Origin of the sequence: Paenibacillus sp. NPDC057967, assembly GCF_042887015.1 — a bacterium.
GTDB lineage: Bacteria > Bacillota > Bacilli > Paenibacillales > Paenibacillaceae > Pristimantibacillus.
Window position 1 is genome coordinate 396285 of sequence record NZ_JBHVQB010000006.1, and the last position, 18464, is coordinate 414748.

The 18464-nt window shown below is 52.2% G+C and carries 12 protein-coding genes; 5 read left to right on the plus strand and 7 right to left on the minus strand.

The genetic code is table 11. The annotated features are described in order from the left end of the window. Window positions 1-111 precede the first annotated feature (111 nt). Both ACFVSO_RS17955 and ACFVSO_RS17960 read right to left on the minus strand, forming a co-directional pair. Window positions 112-1425 carry a lytic polysaccharide monooxygenase gene (locus tag ACFVSO_RS17955; RefSeq protein ID WP_387476238.1) on the minus strand — a complete coding sequence of 438 codons (1314 nt, stop codon included), beginning with the start codon at window positions 1423-1425 and terminating at the stop codon, window positions 112-114. A gap of 482 nt (window positions 1426-1907) precedes the next feature. Next, entirely contained in the window at window positions 1908-3086 is a 1179-nt protein-coding gene (locus ACFVSO_RS17960; RefSeq protein WP_387476012.1) for an MFS transporter, read from the minus strand. A 136-nt stretch (window positions 3087-3222) separates the two neighbouring features. Here ACFVSO_RS17960 and ACFVSO_RS17965 point away from each other — a divergent pair, with 136 nt between their 5' ends. The 4 genes from ACFVSO_RS17965 (at window position 3223) to ACFVSO_RS17980 (ending at window position 7360) form a co-directional block, all read left to right on the plus strand. Beyond that, window positions 3223-3558: a winged helix-turn-helix transcriptional regulator gene (locus ACFVSO_RS17965; RefSeq protein WP_387476014.1), complete on the plus strand. Its 336-nt coding sequence runs from the start codon at window positions 3223-3225 to the stop codon at window positions 3556-3558. A gap of 76 nt (window positions 3559-3634) precedes the next feature. After that, window positions 3635-4720: an endospore germination permease gene (locus tag ACFVSO_RS17970; protein ID WP_387476016.1), complete on the plus strand. Its 1086-nt coding sequence runs from the start codon at window positions 3635-3637 to the stop codon at window positions 4718-4720. Next, window positions 4717-6204, plus strand: a complete 1488-nt coding sequence (locus tag ACFVSO_RS17975) for a spore germination protein (protein ID WP_387476018.1) — start codon at window positions 4717-4719, stop codon at window positions 6202-6204. The genes ACFVSO_RS17970 and ACFVSO_RS17975 overlap by 4 nt, the downstream gene beginning before the upstream one ends. Window position 6205: 1 nt before the next feature. Then, the gene (locus ACFVSO_RS17980) at window positions 6206-7360 is read left to right on the plus strand and encodes a Ger(x)C family spore germination protein (protein WP_387476020.1); all 1155 of its coding nucleotides are present in this window, start codon (window positions 6206-6208) and stop codon (window positions 7358-7360) included. Window positions 7361-7416: 56 nt separating this feature from the next. Here ACFVSO_RS17980 and ACFVSO_RS17985 read toward each other — a convergent pair whose 3' ends face one another. The 4 genes from ACFVSO_RS17985 to ACFVSO_RS18000 all read right to left on the minus strand — a co-directional run bounded on the left by ACFVSO_RS17985 (window position 7417) and on the right by ACFVSO_RS18000 (window position 16362). Continuing rightward, window positions 7417-12939 (minus strand): family 10 glycosylhydrolase, encoded by a 5523-nt coding sequence (locus tag ACFVSO_RS17985; protein WP_387476022.1) that lies wholly within the window; start codon window positions 12937-12939, stop codon window positions 7417-7419. Window positions 12940-13357: 418 nt separating this feature from the next. Beyond that, the gene (locus tag ACFVSO_RS17990) at window positions 13358-14368 is read right to left on the minus strand and encodes a FecCD family ABC transporter permease (protein ID WP_387476024.1); all 1011 of its coding nucleotides are present in this window, start codon (window positions 14366-14368) and stop codon (window positions 13358-13360) included. Next, the gene (locus ACFVSO_RS17995; RefSeq protein WP_387476026.1) at window positions 14365-15369 is read right to left on the minus strand and encodes a FecCD family ABC transporter permease; all 1005 of its coding nucleotides are present in this window, start codon (window positions 15367-15369) and stop codon (window positions 14365-14367) included. The genes ACFVSO_RS17990 and ACFVSO_RS17995 overlap by 4 nt, the downstream gene beginning before the upstream one ends. A 24-nt stretch (window positions 15370-15393) precedes the next feature. Then, the gene (locus ACFVSO_RS18000) at window positions 15394-16362 is read right to left on the minus strand and encodes an iron-hydroxamate ABC transporter substrate-binding protein (RefSeq protein ID WP_387476028.1); all 969 of its coding nucleotides are present in this window, start codon (window positions 16360-16362) and stop codon (window positions 15394-15396) included. Window positions 16363-16602: 240 nt separating this feature from the next. Between ACFVSO_RS18000 and bioB the strand changes: the two genes are divergently transcribed. Next, window positions 16603-17595 (plus strand): biotin synthase BioB, encoded by a 993-nt coding sequence (gene bioB, locus ACFVSO_RS18005; protein ID WP_387476030.1) that lies wholly within the window; start codon window positions 16603-16605, stop codon window positions 17593-17595. 173 nt (window positions 17596-17768) lie between these two features. Here bioB and ACFVSO_RS18010 read toward each other — a convergent pair whose 3' ends face one another. Next, window positions 17769-18464: a hypothetical protein gene (locus ACFVSO_RS18010; protein WP_387476032.1), complete on the minus strand. Its 696-nt coding sequence runs from the start codon at window positions 18462-18464 to the stop codon at window positions 17769-17771.

Genomic DNA, 18464 nt, shown 5'->3' on the forward strand with positions numbered 1-18464 from the left:
AGACAAGCTGAAAAAGACCAGCAGGGGCAAGCAGCGCCCTGCTGGTCTTTGTTTGGGTTGCCCGAGCGGGCTGTTCTTATTGGATTGCTCTAGGGTGATAAGTGCAGCCGCTTAAGGAATGATCTTCCAGACATCGGAAGTTGCGCTTGGCGTCTGGCCTAATGTCCACCACTTGGCTTCGTAGTTGACGCCGTTATGCGTTACTTTGTCTCCGCCCCAGTAGACGGCCGTCGAGCTCCATGCCGGGTACGTGGTTGGAGCAGACGGCGTTGTGACGGATACGGCATTGCTGGCAGCCGAGACGTTACCGGCACCGTCGATGGCTTTGACGGTAAAGGTGTAAGCCGTATTGGCGCTTAGGCCTGTTACCGTGTAGGCCAGTGTCGAGCCGGACACCGTCGTCACCAGCGTCGAGCCGCGGAAGACTTGATAGCCCGTTACGCCGACATTATCGGTGGAGGCGCTCCACATGAGAGGCACGGTCGTGGAAGTCGCACTGCCCATGACATGCAGCCCGGACGGCGCTGTCGGCGCCTGCGTATCGGGACCTGTATTCGTATTGGTCGTCACGGTGACGGCATTGCTGGCAGCGGATTCATTGCCTGCGGCATCCACTGCCTTAATGGTGAAGGTATACGCCGTATTGGCCGTTAAGCCGGTGGCGGTGTAACTTAAGGTTGATCCGGACACCGAGCCGGCCAGCGTGGAGCCGCGGTAGATGCGGTAGCCTGTTACACCGACATTATCGGTCGATGCGCTCCAGGATAGTGACACGCTTGTTGCTGTTTTGGAAGGAGAAGCCAGGTTGGCTGGCGCAGTAGGCGCTTGTGTGTCGCCTGGGTTGCCGCCGAAGTTGGCGTCAATGACGTTGTAGAAGGCATTACCGGTGTCGGCAACTTCCCATACAGCCAGGATGACATGGTAACCTGTGCGAGGCGGTACGGTGCACGTATTGGAATAAGAGTAAGGCGGCTGACCGCTGTAAGGAACCGAACAGAACGGAGTCAGGTCGAATTGGTTGCGGGATAATGATGCGTTCGGGTTCCAGTTTGTTTTCGTAATATAATATTTCCAGCTGCTAGTCGAGTGAGCGGCAGTCAGCGTCCAGTGGAAGGTGACGGAGCCGGAATTCATGTTGACCTTCGACCAACGAGTGGCAGATTGCTCATCAAGCTTAGGGAAAGCCCCGCCAGCACTGGCTATTTTGCCGTCTGCAGGTCCGGCTGCCGGGAAGCCTTTTGGCGCTTCAAGGCTTTGCGGCTCGTACACGATTGCGCCGCAGTCTGTGTTCTGCCCGGTTTTGCATAGATATCCGCGGCTTGCGGGCCCGTCGATATACCCGTGTGCGGATACTTGCTGGGAGAACAGGAGAAAGCTTAGTACCGCTGCCAGCATCATACCGCCAGCCAAAATCAGGCCTTTCATAGTGAAGCTGTTCAATCTTAAGGTTTTGACCAATAGAACTACCTCCTTTAGATGGGTGGGCTTCTTTCTTTTTGATAGGGCCTCCTTTCGTCTGAATCATTCTATTGAGGAATTTTAAAGAATATGAGGGCCATTTGAATAAATAAGTCAAAAGCTTGAACCCAAAATGCAAGGAACCGTCACAAATGTGCATGATAACTAAATATTCACACAGAAATGGTTCTTATTTGTCTAAAATTATTAATTATGTATGAAATGACAATTAATAGTTAGTTTTGTGGGTCGGGCGAATCGTGCAGATATGGAATGAGCGGCAGCCCGCAGCGCCTACAATTCTAAGCCGAGAAACTCGGCTTGGAGAGCGAGCGCGAGCGGAAGGCGGAGCTGCAAGCCGAGAAACTGGGCTAAGAGAGCGAGCACGAGCGGGAAGAGGAGCTGCAAGCCGAGAAATTCGGCTTGCAGCTTCGAGCTCCAACGCCGGCTTAGGCGGAGAGTGCTCGAACGGCCTTTTTTCGGCTGTAAGCGAAGCTGATCAGCGCGGCTGTAAGGCCGAGGAGGGTGAGGAGGGAGGCGAGCCAGGGATGGTAGCGGAAGGTAGCCGCTTCGCTCGCCAGTAAGCCGCCGGCGCTTGCTCCGCCCGCCAGACCGAGATGTACGATAGAAGTATTCAGGCTAAGCACCAAGTTGGCGGAGCCCGGCGCGAGCTGAATCATATGACTCTGGATAGCAGGACCTGAGGCGAACAGCGTGATAATGAAGATTCCGATTAGCATGAAGGCGGGAACGGGATGATAAACAGCGAGCGGGAGCAAGGCGAGAGCGGCTGCATTCGCCACGAGAACGAGCCTCAGAACCGCTTTCGTACCCCATCGGTCAACGGCGCTTCCGCTGAGACGCGAGCCGATAGCGCCTATAATTCCAAGCACCAGCATGACGATGGCGATATCCGTCATTCGAAGGCCCATTAGTTCCTGGAGGTAAGGAGTGAGATAAGTCATCCACACCGAACCGCCAAATTCACGGAACAAGGAGATTAGAAAGGCCGTTGCAATTACAGCGCTGCCCAGCAGCTTGAGCTGCTGCTTGAACGGGATCGCGGCATCCCCTTCGATATTGGGCAGCAGTCGAAGGATAACAAATCCAACTAAGAGGCAGACCAGGCCGAGCAGCACAAATATCATTTGCCAGCTCCACCAATCCGCAATCGTAATGCCGATCGGTACGCCCAAGATAAGAGCGCTGCTGAAGCCGAGAATGATGGTGCTGACCGCACGGCCGATCCGGTCAGGTGGAACAAGCTTGGATACGATTCCAAGCGCTATTACCAGATAGACACCCGAGCTTGCTCCAAGCAGAATGCGTGCAGCTATAATTGCAATCATGCTTGAGCTCATAGCGGAGAGGAGCGAGCCTGCAACAAATGCTGCCAGCGAGCCGGCCATGACGGTTCTGCGATTCATGCGCGCCGTAAGCGCGATCAGGATTGGCGTGCTGATGGCGAAGGAGAGGGAGTAGACTGTAATCAACTGTCCGGCTATAGCAAGAGACACTTGTGTATCTTGAGCGATTCGGGGCAAGATGCCGGAGATGACAAGCTCGGAGGTAGCGGTCAGAAACACACCAAGGGCAAGCACATAAATGATAAGGGTTTGTTTTTTCATGGAATATTCATCCTTTCATCTCTTATTGAATGTAGTATAATAAGGCAACTTTAAAAATGTAAGTACGCAAATGAATTGGACATTATCCAAAGAAATAGACTTACTAACCATAAGTAAAGTGAGGGATACGCGGAATATGAACGAAACGAAGCGCGAGGAGAGCTACCCCAGCATTTGCTCCGTGCTCGAAATACTGGGGGCAAAGTGGTCATTTCTCGTCATTGCGGCTTTATCCAAAGGCACAATGAGATTCCAGCAGTTGCACCGCGAGGTAGCGGTCGTGCGGACCCAATCGTTGACGAATGTGCTTCGCCATCTGGAGCAAAGCGGAATTGTGCACCGCGAGGTCATTCCGACAGTGCCGGTATCGGTCCATTATTCTTTAACAGAGAAGGGGCGGGACTTTCAGAACGCGTTGAAGGAGATGGAGCGCTGGGCAGAACGGTGGCAGGATTCGAATAAGGCTGACTGATTCCAACATCTGCATAAGGAAGACTTGATTAGGAAAATATACCAAGTGCGACTTATGATGGCCGGAGGTATGTGTGATGGACTTTTCCTTCTCAAGAACGCAGATCGTATTTTTGATGATATTGACAGTTGGCATCTCCAATCATGTTCTCATTATTCCGCATCTGGTTCAAACTGCGGGGCGCGACTCATGGGTCAGCATAGCAATAGGTTATGGAGTGCTGATCGCATGGAGCGCCATGCTGTACCGTATATTGAAGTCAATGCGGCAAGATTCATTCTCCGTTTGGCTGAAAAAGAAGATCGGCATGTTCGGCTATGTGCTGATCGCCGGCAGCATGCTGCTTTATTTCCTCATTGCCGGCATGATGATTATTTACGACACGACCAAAAACGTCAGCATCTATTTTTTACCCAGCACGCCCAGCATCATCATTATTGTCTGCTTTATCTTTATTGCCTTTAGCGCCGCCAGAACGGGGCTAAGGACGCTGGTCTACCTGTCCGCCATGCTGCTGCCTATTGTATGGCTGCTTGGAATGGGCGTCTCCTGGATGACGATGAGCAGCAAGGACTACGGCATTTTGCAACCATTTATGGTGGAGGGCTTGTCAGCCCAGCTCGGGGGCGGGGCGATTGTCGTCGGGGGCAGCTTTGACCTCATTATTCTGCTGCTGCTTCAGCACAGAATGAATAAACCTTTGAACTTTTTGACCATTTTCATTCTGCTCACGTTATTGATCGGCTTGATTCTGGGTCCAACGCTTGGTTCTATCACTGCTTTCGGTCCGATTGAGGCGAGCAACTTGAGATTTCCGGCTTTTGAGCAATGGAGACTCGTCATGCTGGGTGAATATATTTCGCATGTCGATTTTCTGGCAGCATTCCAATTGCTAGCAGGAAGCATTATTCGGGCGGGTGTATGCATCTATGTGCTGTCCGAAGTGGTGGTGATCCGTAAGGCTAAGCCTCGCCAAATCATCCTGTTCGTCGGCGCACTGCTCATGTCCTTGCCGGCGCTGCTGCAAGTCAGCGATATATGGATGCAGCAAGTCATCCACGATTACTTCTACAACTATGCTCTGATCTGGGGGATAGCGGTTACATTCATCCTGTTCGTCTTGACTTATATCACCCGTTCGAAAGCGGGGCGGCCGTCATGATCAGCGAACGGAAGGAGAAGGAGCTGTTTGCAGAATATGATGCCGCTCTTAAGCAAGGAACGTTAAGTGCGGAGGGACTCAAGCAGGCGTTCTCCCGCTATATGGACATCTATTTCCCCGAAATTCCCGGCGCTGGGGAAGAATCGGATGTGGTTGCGCTGTATTGCGAAGGAATGACCGATAAACATCAGTTAAATCAATACTTTTCGAGTGTGTGCCACTTTGCGAGCCGGGGGTCGATTGAGGAGCTGACGGATCATGGCGACATTCAGGAATTGCCGCTGATGGGCAAGGAACAGTCGATGACGATGATGGTGGAGGGATTGTTTTCGGGCAGCCTGGTGATTTATAAGAAGGGCGAACGCTATTTCTGGCTCGTCCATCTGTCCAGCGTTCCGCATCGCCAGCTTCAGGAATCCAACACGGAAATATCGATTAAAGGCCCGAAGGACGCATTCACTGAAGAGCTGTTCACCAATATATCGCTTATTCGCAAGCGGATGCATACCGGTCTGCTGTTTACCGAAGAGTTCGTATTGGGCAGTCTGAGCAAGACGCGGGTAGCGTTGATCTATCTGGACCATAGAGCCAATCGTAATGTGGTGGATGAAGCGCGCAAGCGTCTCCAGACGTTCCGGACGGAGAGCGTCGTCAGCAGCGGGCAATTGGAGCAGTGGCTTTCGGACCGGACATTTTCCCTCGTCCCTCTTATTGATTACATTGGAAGACCCGACTTCGTGACCGAAGCCTTATTGAGGGGGAGAATTGCGATCATCGTGGACGGTTCTCCGATGGTGCTCATCGGTCCAGCCAACTTCTTCGAGCTGCTGAAGACGCCGGAGGATGTTCATTTTCCATTCTATAATGTCGTGGTTCAACGCTTCCTGCGCATTATCGGCATTGCACTCAGTATATGCCTGCCCGGCTTCTGGATTGCGATTGCTTCGGTCAATGTGGATCAGATGCCGTTTTCTCTCGTTTCTACCGTTGTGACCTCCCGTGAAGGCGTGCCGATGCCGATGTTTTTGGAAACCTTCCTGCTCCTGTTTCTATTTGAGCTGCTCAGGGAAGCGGGAGTCCGGTTGCCGAAGGCGGTAGGACAGACGATTGGCATCGTCGGGGGCTTGATTATCGGGGACTCCTTAATCCGGGCAGGACTCGCTTCACCTACGCTGCTGGTGGTCATCGCCATTTCGTCGGTTGCAACCTATTCGCTGGTCAACCAGTCGCTGTCGGGGAGTGTCAGTTTGTTCCGGGGAGGGATATTGTTCGTATCCGCCTATTTGGGCGTCTATGGCTTCTTTCTGTCTATCTTTGCGATCTTCATCTACTTTTGCAGGCTGGATTCGTTCGGGCTTCCATTCATGGAGCCGATTGCGTCGCTGCGATTCCGGGAATGGTTGTCTGCGCTCACGATCAATCCATTCAGAAGGCGCGACTTCTCGTCGGACATGCTGAAGGAGATCAAGAAGGATGAAGAGTAACATGAGGCGAACTTGGCTCGTTAAATTCCTGCTAGCGTTGCTGCTGTTTGCCTCCGGCTGTGATACCGACGTAAAAAATATTGAGCATTTAAATTATGTAACAGCGATTGGGGTGGACTACCAGGAAGGGAAAATCCTTACCTATATTCAATTTATCGATATGCAGTCCGAGGCGAAGACCTCCGAAGGAAGGAAGGAGGGGGCGAGAGTATGGATTGGGGAGGGAGCCGGGCGCAATTTCGAAGAGGCGGTGTTCCAGATCTATCAAAGCGCCCAGGAGCGGATATACTGGGGGCATACGACGGCGCTAGTGTTCAGCGAATCGCTGTTAAAGCACGGGGTTGAAGCGGTCTATGACAGCATTACGAGGTATTCTGAGTTTCGGTATACGCCATGGGTGTACAGCACAAGGGGGTCTGTAAAAGCGATATTGCAGACAAAGGGGTTCTATGACCAGTCTCCGCTCAATACGATTCTGCATGTGCCCGAAGGCATCTATTCCCAGACATCCATTATTGAATCCATCAAGCTTCACCGGTTTGTAAGGGAACTTAGAGAGCCCGGGTATACATCCTGTATTCCTACATTAGCTCTGAATAAACGGCATTGGTCCCAGAATGACCAGAAAAAGAATATGCTGATAATTGACGGAGCGGAATTCTATAAGGACGGTGAGCTGAAGGGTTTTGTGCCGATTAAGGATTTGACTGGCCTTCGTTGGTTGCAAAAGGAAACGATTCGCGCGGGAGTGTCCGTACCGAGTCCTAAGGAGCCTTCCGTCCAAGTAATAGTCAATCATCCAAAGTCCAAGCTTACTCGGATGCAAGGCGGGGCTTATCCGAAATTCAATATTTCAGTTCGCGGCAAGGGCTATATCGTCAACAGGGTGGACAATACCTTAACCGTCTACCCGCAGCTTACCGAAGCTACTGAGAGTGCCATCAGGAAGGAAATTCAGGATCTCTATGAAGTTAGCGTGAAGAGGAAGCTGGATATTATGAATTTGGAATACAATCTATTCCGACATCACTATGGCGATTGGCTTGCTGGTGAGACGTGGGAATCGAGATTGTTGAACGGAGAAGCGATCGGGCAGATCGATGTACATATTTCGGTCAAGCATTCAAGCGCGGTGAAAAACCGGAGGAAAGAGTAGCTGCACGGGAAAAGCAACGCCCCGGCCTGCATAAGCGGGCCGGGGCGTTGTTCTCGTTATTCGTTGTCGTTTTCATTCAGCCATGCCAGAAGCAGTACAACTGCCTCCGCACGGGTAGTCATATCATTCGGGGCGAAGCGGTTGTTGCCTTTGCCCTGCATCAGGCCGGCTTCTACCGCTGCTGCGATGTAGCCGCGCGCCCAATCCTGGATGCTGTCGCTGTCGGAGAAGGACAGGCTGGCGTCTTCGATCGGCGTAAGACCCGCAATGCGTACGATCAATGCTGTCATCTCGGAGCGGGAGATCGCTTTGCCAGGACGGAAGGTGCCGTCGTCATAGCCTGTGATGAGGCCTGCGGCAACTGCCTTCTTCACGGAATCCATCGCCCAGTCTGGAATGTCGCTGCTGTCCTTGAATGCCGGAGCAGCGGAGGCGGAGATTTCTCCGTCAAATGCGCGCATCAGAAGCGTAATGAATTGCGCTCTGGTTACTTGCGCTTGCGGACGGAAGGTCCCGTCCTCATAACCCATGACGATTCCGCGTTTGACCGCTTCTTCGATGGAAGCTTTAGCCCAGTGGCTGCCAATATCGCTAAAGTCGATGATTGGCTCCGGCTTCGGCTTCGGCTCCGGATCTGTGCCGCCTCCGTCGCCATCGCCGCCAGGCTCCTCTGGGTTGCCTGGATTGCCCGGATCAACCGAGCTTCGGTAAGCCTGAACCTTTGCAGTGGTCGACAATGCCCCTACCGTAATTGTAATGGTTGCTTCGCCAGCCTTCAGCGCCTTCAGATTGCCGCTTGCATCTATCGATACGATAGAGCTGTCGCTGCTTTGATAGTCAATGCCGGCTGTCAGCGCTGACTTCTCTCCGTTGCTGAACAGTCCGTTGACCGTCAGCTTGCCTGTAGCGCCAATGCTCAGTCTAGCCGGATGGACAGCTTCCAGGCTAGTGATAAGCGGATCGTTCAGCGAGACGATGTTCATATTCGCAAAATATGCATTCAAAATTTGCGTATATGTCCAGCCTTCCTTGCCCAGCATTTGCGCGCCGTATTGGCTCATGCCGACGCCATGTCCGTTGCCGCCGCCGTAGAAGGTGACGATTTCGATATCTCCTTTTTCTGCGGCTTTGATATCAAAGGTGAAGAAAGCGGAATACAGAATGCTAGGGTTTTTGACCGTTCCCGCCGGATCATAATCTGTCGAACCGCCCTTGGCTCTGTAGGCCAGAATGTCTTCCGCGCTGCCTGTATCGGCTTTGGTCGGTCGGATCGTGAAGCGGATGTTGTATTCTTTGATAATCTTATAAGTGCCTGTCGTACCTTCAATAATCAATTCCGTAATATTGCCGCCGGCGCCGCGTTTCGCTACGGACATGCCCAGCAGATCGCCGATGCCGTCCTCAGGGATCGGCAGGCTTGCGAAGCTGCCGTCAGACGTCTTCGTCAGGATAAAGAGCGGATCGCCTGCATACCGAAGCTTGATGTTCTTGTTAATCGTTGCGGCCAGTTGATCAGCGGTTAGAGCTACCTTCCAGCGGAAGAAGAGTGACTCCGAGTCGTAGCCGGTGAGCGACAGGTCTTTGTAGAACGCATGGACTGCTGCTTCGTCCGACGTATCGATGTTCAGCATATCATCGCTGTTCGGGTCAAACGTATAGCTTCTGGCAGTGAGGTAAGGAATGGCTGTACCAGGGAACTTGTTCGTGCCGGTATCCGCCCATACCTCATGCTTCGATGCGCCGTAGCCGCCGGAAGTGGAGTAGAAGCGGGCATCGACCAGCATGCCGTCGCTCAGCATGATCAGGCCTGCTGTCGCGTCAACCGCTTGGCGCGTCAGCTCGTTCTCAGCGCTGTTGTTGAATACTTGGCTCAGCGTGCTGTCGTCGATATGGAAGCCTTGATCTGCGAAGCGGCTTACCATGTAGTCTGTCAGCGCGTATGTTCTTGCGGCAATGGATTGTGCCTTCAGTGCTTCCAGTCCGAAGGATGCCGGCATCTCGCTTGGCACGACCTGATACAGGTATTGCTCCATGTTCAGCTCGTTGACGATTCTAAGCTTGTCGCCTTCAGGCGACTGGAATACTTCCAGTACGCCGCGGTATTTCGGCTTGCCTTGCGCTCTCGTCAAGGATGAGATCTCAACCAGGGAGCCGTCAGCTGGCGGCAACATGTAGATGCGGTTCTCGGTGGACAACAAAGTTTTGCCCTTTTGCTCAACAACCGTTTTACCGTCTGCGATCGTGAAGACGATCGGGGCGTTTGCTTCCGCTTTTACGCTATTTCCGCCGATTTTGTCCGAGATGGAGACGGACGCTGTCGCCAGCATTTCGAGCCGGGTATGATTCAACTGCGTCATATCCGTAATATCGGCGATGCTGTTGCGGATACCGACGCGCATCGTATCTCTTGGCGTCTCGCCGTTCAATGTGATTTTGCTGATTTCGCCTTTGTCGTTTAGGGTGAAAACTGCGTTTTCGGCGCCGACGAGTACCTCGCTCAGCAAGCGGGTAACGGTGCGTGCCGGGAACTTCTGTTCAATGACGACATTGGCGGCGAGCTTCAGTACGCCGGAGCGCTCCAGCTCGATCGTGCCATTTTTCGAATCCTTGGCCATGACTTTCTCTTTCAGCGTGTCGCCCGGCGCGTAAGCCAATGTCACTGCGTTGCTTCCTGTACTTTCATTATGCAGACGGTCCAGTGCAGTAATGGCGTACGTATAGGTTTTGTACTCATCCATGTTGCCGTCGACATACAATTGCTCGGCTGCTCCGGCTTGCTTGCGGAATGTTCCGATCAATTGGGTTGGGTCATGGATATCCGGTGCGGCAGTACCCTCTTGTCTGTAGATCGCATAATACGTTGTATCCTGGCTGCCTGCGGCATCCGTGAAACGAAGCTCGGCAAGGCCTTCCTCCGACAGCTCGGCGGCATTCAGCTTCGGTGCAGCCGGAGCGGTGTCGTCCAGCCAAGGCATCGTCGGCGCCAGTGCAGGGTAGCGGTACAGGTCATTCATCATCGTATCCTGCATGCCGAGATGGTTGGCGATAACATCCTTCGCGCTGAAGAACATGCTGCCCTGTATGTCTTCCGCAAAGCTGCGGTTGAACTTGATTTGATTGACCATTTCCAGCGGATCGTCCCAAGTCGGCACGCGATAGATGGCGTGGCCAATGTACAGATGAGCGTCGGCATCAGCCGTTACGCTGCGCCACCATTCTACGACTTTCTCATAAGCGGCAGGTCCGTTGCCGAAGTGCCAGTAATCCTGCGGCGCGATGTAATCGAGCCAGCCTTTGTCTACCCAGCCCTTTGTATCGGCATAAAGCGCGTCATAGCTTTGCAGGCCGTTCGTATCGGAGCCGGCAGGGTCAGTCGATTTGTTGCGCCAGATGCCGAACGGGCTAATGCCGAATTGGACATAAGGCTTGCTTCTTTTGATTGCGTTGGCAAGGCCCTGGATCAGGGTATCGACATTGTTTCTGCGCCATGCGGCTTTGTCGGCGAAGTCTTTGCCATAGGCTGCGTACTGGGCGGCATCCGGGAAGTCGACTCCTGTAACCGGGTACGGGTAGAAGTAATCGTCGAAGTGAACGGCGTCAATATCGTAGTTGTCGACGACTTCCATGACGCTGTCGATGACGAATTGCTTCGCTTCAGGCACGCCCGGGTTGAAGTACAGCTTGCCGCCGTACGATACGACCCAGTCCGGATTTTTTTTCGCCGGATGATCCTCTGCCAGCTTGTTGATATCATCGTGCATACTGATGCGATAAGGGTTGAACCAGGCATGGAACTCCATATTCCGCTTATGCGCTTCCTCCAGCATGAAGGAGAGCGGGTCATAGCCCGGCTCTTTGCCTTGCTGGCCGGTCAGCCACTCGGACCAAGGTGCGTACTTCGAAGGGTAGAAGGCATCCGCTGTCGGCTTGATCTGTACAATGACGGCATTGATGCCAGTCGCCGCAAGCTCATCCAGCAGCGCGATGAAGTCGCTCTTCTGCTTGGCTTCCGTCGTTACGCCCTTGCTTGGCCAGTCGATGTTCTCCACAGATGCGATCCAGGCAGCGCGCAGCTCGCGCTTCTGCAATTGCTGCGGAGCGTGGACGATCAGCAGATGTTCGGTCAGTTTGTCTTCGAATGTGGCACGAATTCGGGTCGTTCCTGCTTTTTTGGCAGTGACCCCACCGTCCGCGTCCACTTCGGCAATGGTAGGATCGCTGCTTGTGAAGTCGGCGTTTTCTGTAACGTTCACCTCTTCATTCAGCAGGGTATAGGTTGCCAGTACATTCGCTTGAGCTTTGTCGCCTTCGGTAAGAGGAATGAGTCCTGCAATGCGGATGCTTTGGAGCGCAGGCACCGGTTTTGTAGTGACGACATCGATAATTGCAGTAAGTCCTTCAAGCTCTGCCGTAATCGTGACAGCGCCTTCATTTTTGGCAGTAAGCAATCCTGTAGCGGACACTTCTGCAATCGCCTCATCGCTGCTTGTGTACGTTACATGCTCAGATAGGCGTACAGGTTCTGTCTGGCCGCTATAGTATGCGTATGCGCGAAGCTGCTCTGTCTCGCCAGTGTTGAGAGCTGAGCGGCCTTCCAGTTCAAGGCCTGCGAGTACAGCGCCACTATCCGATACGATCAGCTCATATGTAGCTTTGTTCGAGCCGTTCGTTGCCGTAATGGTCGTCGTGCCATTGGCAACGGCTTGAACCAGTCCGCCTGCCGTAACCGTCGCTACTTCAGGAGAGCTGCTGCTGAATGCCGAGCCGTTTGTTGCATCAGCACGCGTGCTGCTTCCGTTGGAAGTTGCAAGAACGGAGGCCTGCATGCTATTGCCAGGCATCATCTCGGTTAGACCCGACAGCTCGATAAAGGCAGGATTGCCGCTGGTATAGATAGCGGATACTTGGTCGAAGTAGACCGTGCCTTTGTTTTTGTTCAGGTTGTTTGTTTCCGCGATATAAATCTGCCGCAGTTCGATTGGCTGCGGAAGCCCTTGCGGAATGGAAGCGATTACATATTGCCGCCCAGTCCAGCTAAAACCGCCGGTCGAAGTAAAGTCTGACGTATGTCTCACGCCGTTGGCATCTTCGAATTGCGCTCGGAGCCAATGCTTGCCTCCATCGCCGTATACCCAGGCGCCAATTCGTACCGGATAACCTTCAAGCACCCGGTCCACGTTTTTGTTAAAGTGCAGGTAGGCAGCTGAAGTGCCTTCATTTCCTGTGAAATCGTAATCAAATTTTCCCGAAGCCTGGCCGTACATGACGGGCCCTGGACGGGTGCTTTGTTCAATCTTTGTGGAACCCGGTACGGTGCGCACCTCAGCCACATACAAATCGGATATATCTTCAAAATCTTCAATCACGATGTGATCGGCAGCAGCTGCGGCTTGCGGAAGTACAGCTGCGGGCTCGGAAGCCTCTTCTCCTTCATCTGGTGCGGTTTCGGATGCGATGTCTGGATCAGCAGGCGATTGCTCATCGGCGGCATAAGCCATGCCGGAGAACAAGCTTCCCCAAAGCATCATCATGACAATCAGAATGGCTACGTTTCGGTTGGTTTTCCTGTGAAGGTACAAGCCAACACTTCCTTTCTCTAAATGTGGATAACGTCAAGCTGTTCATGAAGCCATACATAAATCGTTAGATTCATATTTTTATCCAAGCAAAAACCAGGATGAACCATGGGCCCCCTTTCCAGATAATAGAATACATATTTCGAAATAAAATTTCAAAATATATTTTATTTTTAGTATAAAATTTCCGAAATTAAATGTACATCATGCAAAAAGGCCCGTTTTAACGAGGTTCTTTGGGCTTAGCTGTAAGAACGAATCTACAAATTCCAACAATAAAACCTGAGAGATTTGAACTAGAAGGGAGGAGGAGTATGAAGGGGCAAGGCGAATTTTATAGCCGGATACGAAAAAACCTCCAAAGCTCACTTGTTCAGTGGCTTTGAAGGTCTGGACCGCAACTAGCTAGCTGTGGAAAAAATCATGGTTTCTTTAGCAGCAAATAGGCGAAATACGGTACGCCGATCAGCGATACGACGACACCGGCCGGAATGCCGTCCGGGTCGATCAGATTACGGCCAATCGTGTCTGCGATAAGAAGCAGCAGCCCGCCCATCAGGATGGAGATGGGAATAAATAATTGGTTGCGCGGGCCGACAAGCGCCTTTGCGATATGCGGAGCCATCAGCCCGACGAAGGCGATGCCGCCCGTCACGGAGACGGCGGAAGCCGCAAGCCCTACGGCAGCAAGCAGCAGCATAATGCGTTCCTTCTCTACCGAGAGTCCAACGCCGATGGATACTTGCTCGCTGAGGCTAAGCAGGTTCAGCCGGTACGCTTTGTATAGCGTAAAGGGTATGAGCACAATCAGCCAAGGGAGAAGCGCCCAGATGAACGGCCAGTCGGTGCCCCATATATTGCCCGCGATCCACTTGGCGATGAAATCGACCTTTTCGCGTTCTGCGGAAGAGATCAGCACGATCATCACGCCCGACAGCGCCGTCGAGAAGCCGACGCCTACGAGAATGAGCCGGATCGGGTTGAGGCCTTCCGATTTGCGGAAGGAGAACAGATAGATCAGCGTAGCAGTCAAGAGCGCACCAGCGAACGCTGCGATCGGCAGCATATAGACGAAATTGCCTGGATCGATAGGGACGAACAGGAAGAATAGCGCTACCGCTACACCTGCGCCGGAATTAATGCCGATAATACCGGGATCGGCAAGATCGTTTCTCGTAATGGATTGCAGAATAGAGCCGGACAGCGCTAGCGCCATGCCTGCAAGCACCGTAATGATTATTCTTGGCATTCGAATATCGAACAGAACGAATTTCTCTTTGAACGAGCCGTCGCCTAGCAGTGTAGGCAGAATCCGGTCGTAGGTGACCGAGGAATAACCGAGACCCAGTCCGATAAAACCTGTCACCAGAATAAGCGCAAATGTGGCAGCGATGATTATAATGGTTTTGCGAATAACAGCTTGCTGGATCATGAGATCGATCTCCCTCCTTTATGTACAACGAACAAGAAGAAGGGCAGTCCAAGCACAGCAACGATGGCAACGACAGGCGTCTCATACGGAGCATTAATCAGCCGTCCGAACGTGTCAGCCAGCATCATGAACGAAGCGCCGAAGATCGCAGACATCGGTACGATATAACGGTAGTCAGTACCGACTACCCGGCGGACGATATGCGGAATCATAAGGCCAATGAACGCCAGATTGCCGACCAGTGCGACCGAAGCGCCTGTAAGCAATATGACGGTAAAGAACATGAGGAATCTAATTTGCGTCAGCTTCTGGCCCAGACCGACAGCCACTTCCTCGCTCAAGCTTAGAATGGTGAGCTGCTTCGATAGAATAATGGCAATCAGGACGCCGAGGCCAACAACGGGGCTGATTAATGCGAGCTGTTTCCAGTTCGTGCCGATTAAGCCGCCGGCTGTCCACATGGACACGTTTTTGGAAAGCTTGAAGGTGAGAGCGACACCTTCAGTCAAAGCGATCAGGAAGGTTGATATTGCTGCGCCGGCAAGTACGACGCGAAGCGGCGAAAGCTTGCCTTTGCCGGAAGCGCTTAGCACGATGACGAGAATCGAGCCGAACGCGGCACCGATAAAGCAGGCGATCATCATGCCAATGTAGTTCAGGTTAGGTACGAAGGCAAGAGCAATGGCAAGCGCAGCCGTCGCGCCTGACGTTAGGCCAAGCAGTCCCGGATCAGCGAGCGGGTTGCGAGTCACGCCTTGCATGACGGCCCCGGATACTCCGAAGGCGGCGCCAACTAGCGCCGCTCCGAGTTCTCTGGGCAAGCGGATTTCCTGGATGATCAGGATGTCCTTGTTCAGATCCGTAAAGGTAATGGCGCGCCATACATCCAGGATGCTGATATTGGCTGCTCCGAGCGTGATGGAAAGAACAAACATGCCGGCAAGTAGAACAATGCCGGCAATCCATTTATATACCATTGGAATAGCTGTTTTTTTGGTCATGGTTGTGATCTCTCTATACTTAGATTATTCGCCAAGGAACTTTTGTTTAAAGAAGGTCAACTGGTCTTCAAGCGTCAGCGGATCATTGAAATAGAATTGGTTGCCGTCGACTTCGAAGACTTGATTGTTTTTGACGGCTGGAATGTTTTTGTACGATTCTGTCGACTGGAACGAAACGTCTGCGTCTGCGAATTTGCTGAAGATGACGTAGTCGCCCATGTAATCCGGCAATACTTCGGTGGAGATGGCATAGTAGCCGTCCTTCAGCGCGTCTTGTATAACCTTCTCTGGCATCGCAAGCTTCATCTCCTGGTACAAAATCTCGGTGCCGCGGCCCCAATTGTCGCCGTATACATACAGCTGCTTGTCGAAGCTTTCGACGACGGATACAGTTGCATTTTCGCCGATCTTCGCTTTAATGTCAACGCCGGCTTGGCCTGCACGAGCTTTGAAGCCGTCGATCCATTCTTTAGCTTCTTTCTCTTTGTTCAGCAGCTTGCCGATCTCCAAATGCTGTGTCAGGTAGTCTACTTTGCCGTACGTGTAAGTAACGGTTGGAGCGATTTCCTTCAGCTTGTCGACGTTCTTGATATTGGACAAGCCGATAATCAGGTCCGGCTCAAGCTCGATAATTTTCTCCAGACTTTCGTCGGATACTTCAGCAACGTCTTTGATGTATTCGTCGTAACGCGGGTTCAGCTTCGACCAGGAGTCTACGCCTACCAGATTGACGCCAAGCGCCATAACGTTGCCTGCAAAAGAAGAAAGAACGATTACGCGCTGCGGGTTAGCCGGTACTTCCACTTCACCGTTCTCGGATTGATAGTTGATGGTGCCTGTTGCGCCGCCCTCATTTTCGCTTGCATCAGCGGTAGGAGACGAGGAAGGCTTCGAGCTGGCATTACCTGAATTGCCAGGTGCGTTATTGTTCCCTCCGCAAGCGCTGACTAGCAGCAGCATCATAATAGCGAGGGGTAATAATGTTTTTTTCATGGTGCTTCTCTCCCTTTTCTAATCGATAATGATTATGATTATCAACGTTACTTGCACATTTTAATGGCAAGTGATAACGATTGTCAAACCATTTCTTCAATCCTGTTCGATTTGCTTTGCATATGGAAAATGATGTACGCGTTTGATACAATAAAGCTCTATTGTTAACTTAAATTATATATTATATAGTTAACAATAAAGAATGACTATTTATAACATAACGAGGAGACCGGTATACTTATGGGGAGATTGAAATGGGACGAGCTGGCCGACAAAGCGCTCGCAGGAGAATGCCTGACAACGGAGGAGGCATTATCGGTGCTGCGTGCGGATGATGATGAGCTGCTGCCGCTGATGCAAGCTGTCTTCAAAGTGAGAAGACATTATTATGGTAAAAAAGTGAAGCTGAATATGATCATGAATGCCAAAAGCGGCCTGTGCCCGGAGGATTGCGGGTATTGCTCGCAATCTATTGTATCGACTGCACCTATTGAAAAATACGTCATGCTGGACAAGGAGACACTGGTTGCGGGTGCGCGCGAGGCGCTGGCCCGTCAAGCCGGCACTTATTGCATTGTAGCGGCCGGTCGGGGGCCGACGGAACGGGAGCTCGGGCAGGTCATCGAAGCTGTTGAGGAAATCCGGGCGACAATGCCGCTCAAGATTTGCGCTTGTCTTGGCTTGCTTAAGGAACGCCAGGCAGAGCGTCTCGCGCAAGCTGGCGTCCATCGATATAATCATAATTTGAATACAAGCAGCAGCCATTATTCATCCATTACCAAAACACATACCTTCGAGGATCGTATCGGCACCGTCCAAAAAGCCAAGCAAAGCGGCATGTCTCCATGCTCGGGCGTTATTATTGGGATGGGGGAAACGGATGAGGATATTGTAGAGATGGCTATGACGCTTCGCGAACTTGATGCGGATTCCATACCGATCAACTTTCTGAATGCGATACCCGGCACGCCGCTGGAGCATACGGCGCCGATTGCTCCGCTTAGGGCGCTGAGGACGCTTGCCTTATTCCGCCTGATCTGTCCCTCGAAGGAGTTGCGTGCGGCGGGAGGACGCGAGATCCGGCTGCGTGCGCTGCAACCGCTGGCGCTGTATGCGGTCAACTCCTTGTTCGTCGGAGATTACTTGACGACTGAAGGACAGGATGTGACAGCCGATCATCGGATGATCGAGGATCTGGGCTTCGAGATTGAACGGTATGCGGTTCCGGTGTAAGACGCCCTTGAACGGAACAGTATTAAGGGGGGCGTAAGCCGCAGGATCGCTTAGCGGCTTGTCGCCGGAGATATTGTATAAGGCAAGAGAAAGCATGGCGGATGCCCGCCATGCTTTCTCTATGTTCCGTCTCTAACCTGTTTGGAATTTCTCTCTGTCTAATGCTTATGAATTTACTTGTCCTCAGCTTGCAATTGTTGAATTTCTTCTTTATACTCCGCCAGCAAATCGGCGAGCGTTTCCCGAATGCCAGCTGCATCTTTATCTTCTGCTGCCTTGGCGAGCTTGCTGTGTGTCTCAAACAGCGGGGATGGTTTAGTTGCAACAGCTGTGGCAGTAAACTGGCTTGCATCAAGATCCTTCACTACATCGAACTTGATGTCCGCAGCAGCGGTGTCGCTTACGGTTGCGGCAGACTTTGCCGTAGCGGCATTGAATTGAAGGGCGCCTGCTGCTTTCAGCTCGATAGCCTCGTCTGTTATGAACATGGAGGCGTCAACGTTTTCCCCTGAGATTGCTTGAACTGCCATCACGGTCGCTTCTCCCTCCGGAAGCTGAACGCCATCCTCGTTTAGAATCCTAATACTGAATGTATCTTTCAGCAGCTCATGGTACTGCTTCAAGGTAGCTTCCCAGTCCTCAGCCGTATCCGGCGCATATTCGCGAGCAAGTTCAACCGGGTCAGGAAGCATGACAGCTTGTAACGCTGGAATCTCCTCGCCCTTGATGAGTTTGCCTTCTACTTTGACTGCAGATCCAGTCGACAGCAAATCAACCGTTTTCGGATTCGCAAATACAGATGTGCTGGCAAATGCGGATAGGAGCAGCGTGGATGCTGCAACGCTTTTGAATAGTTTCATTTTGTTCAT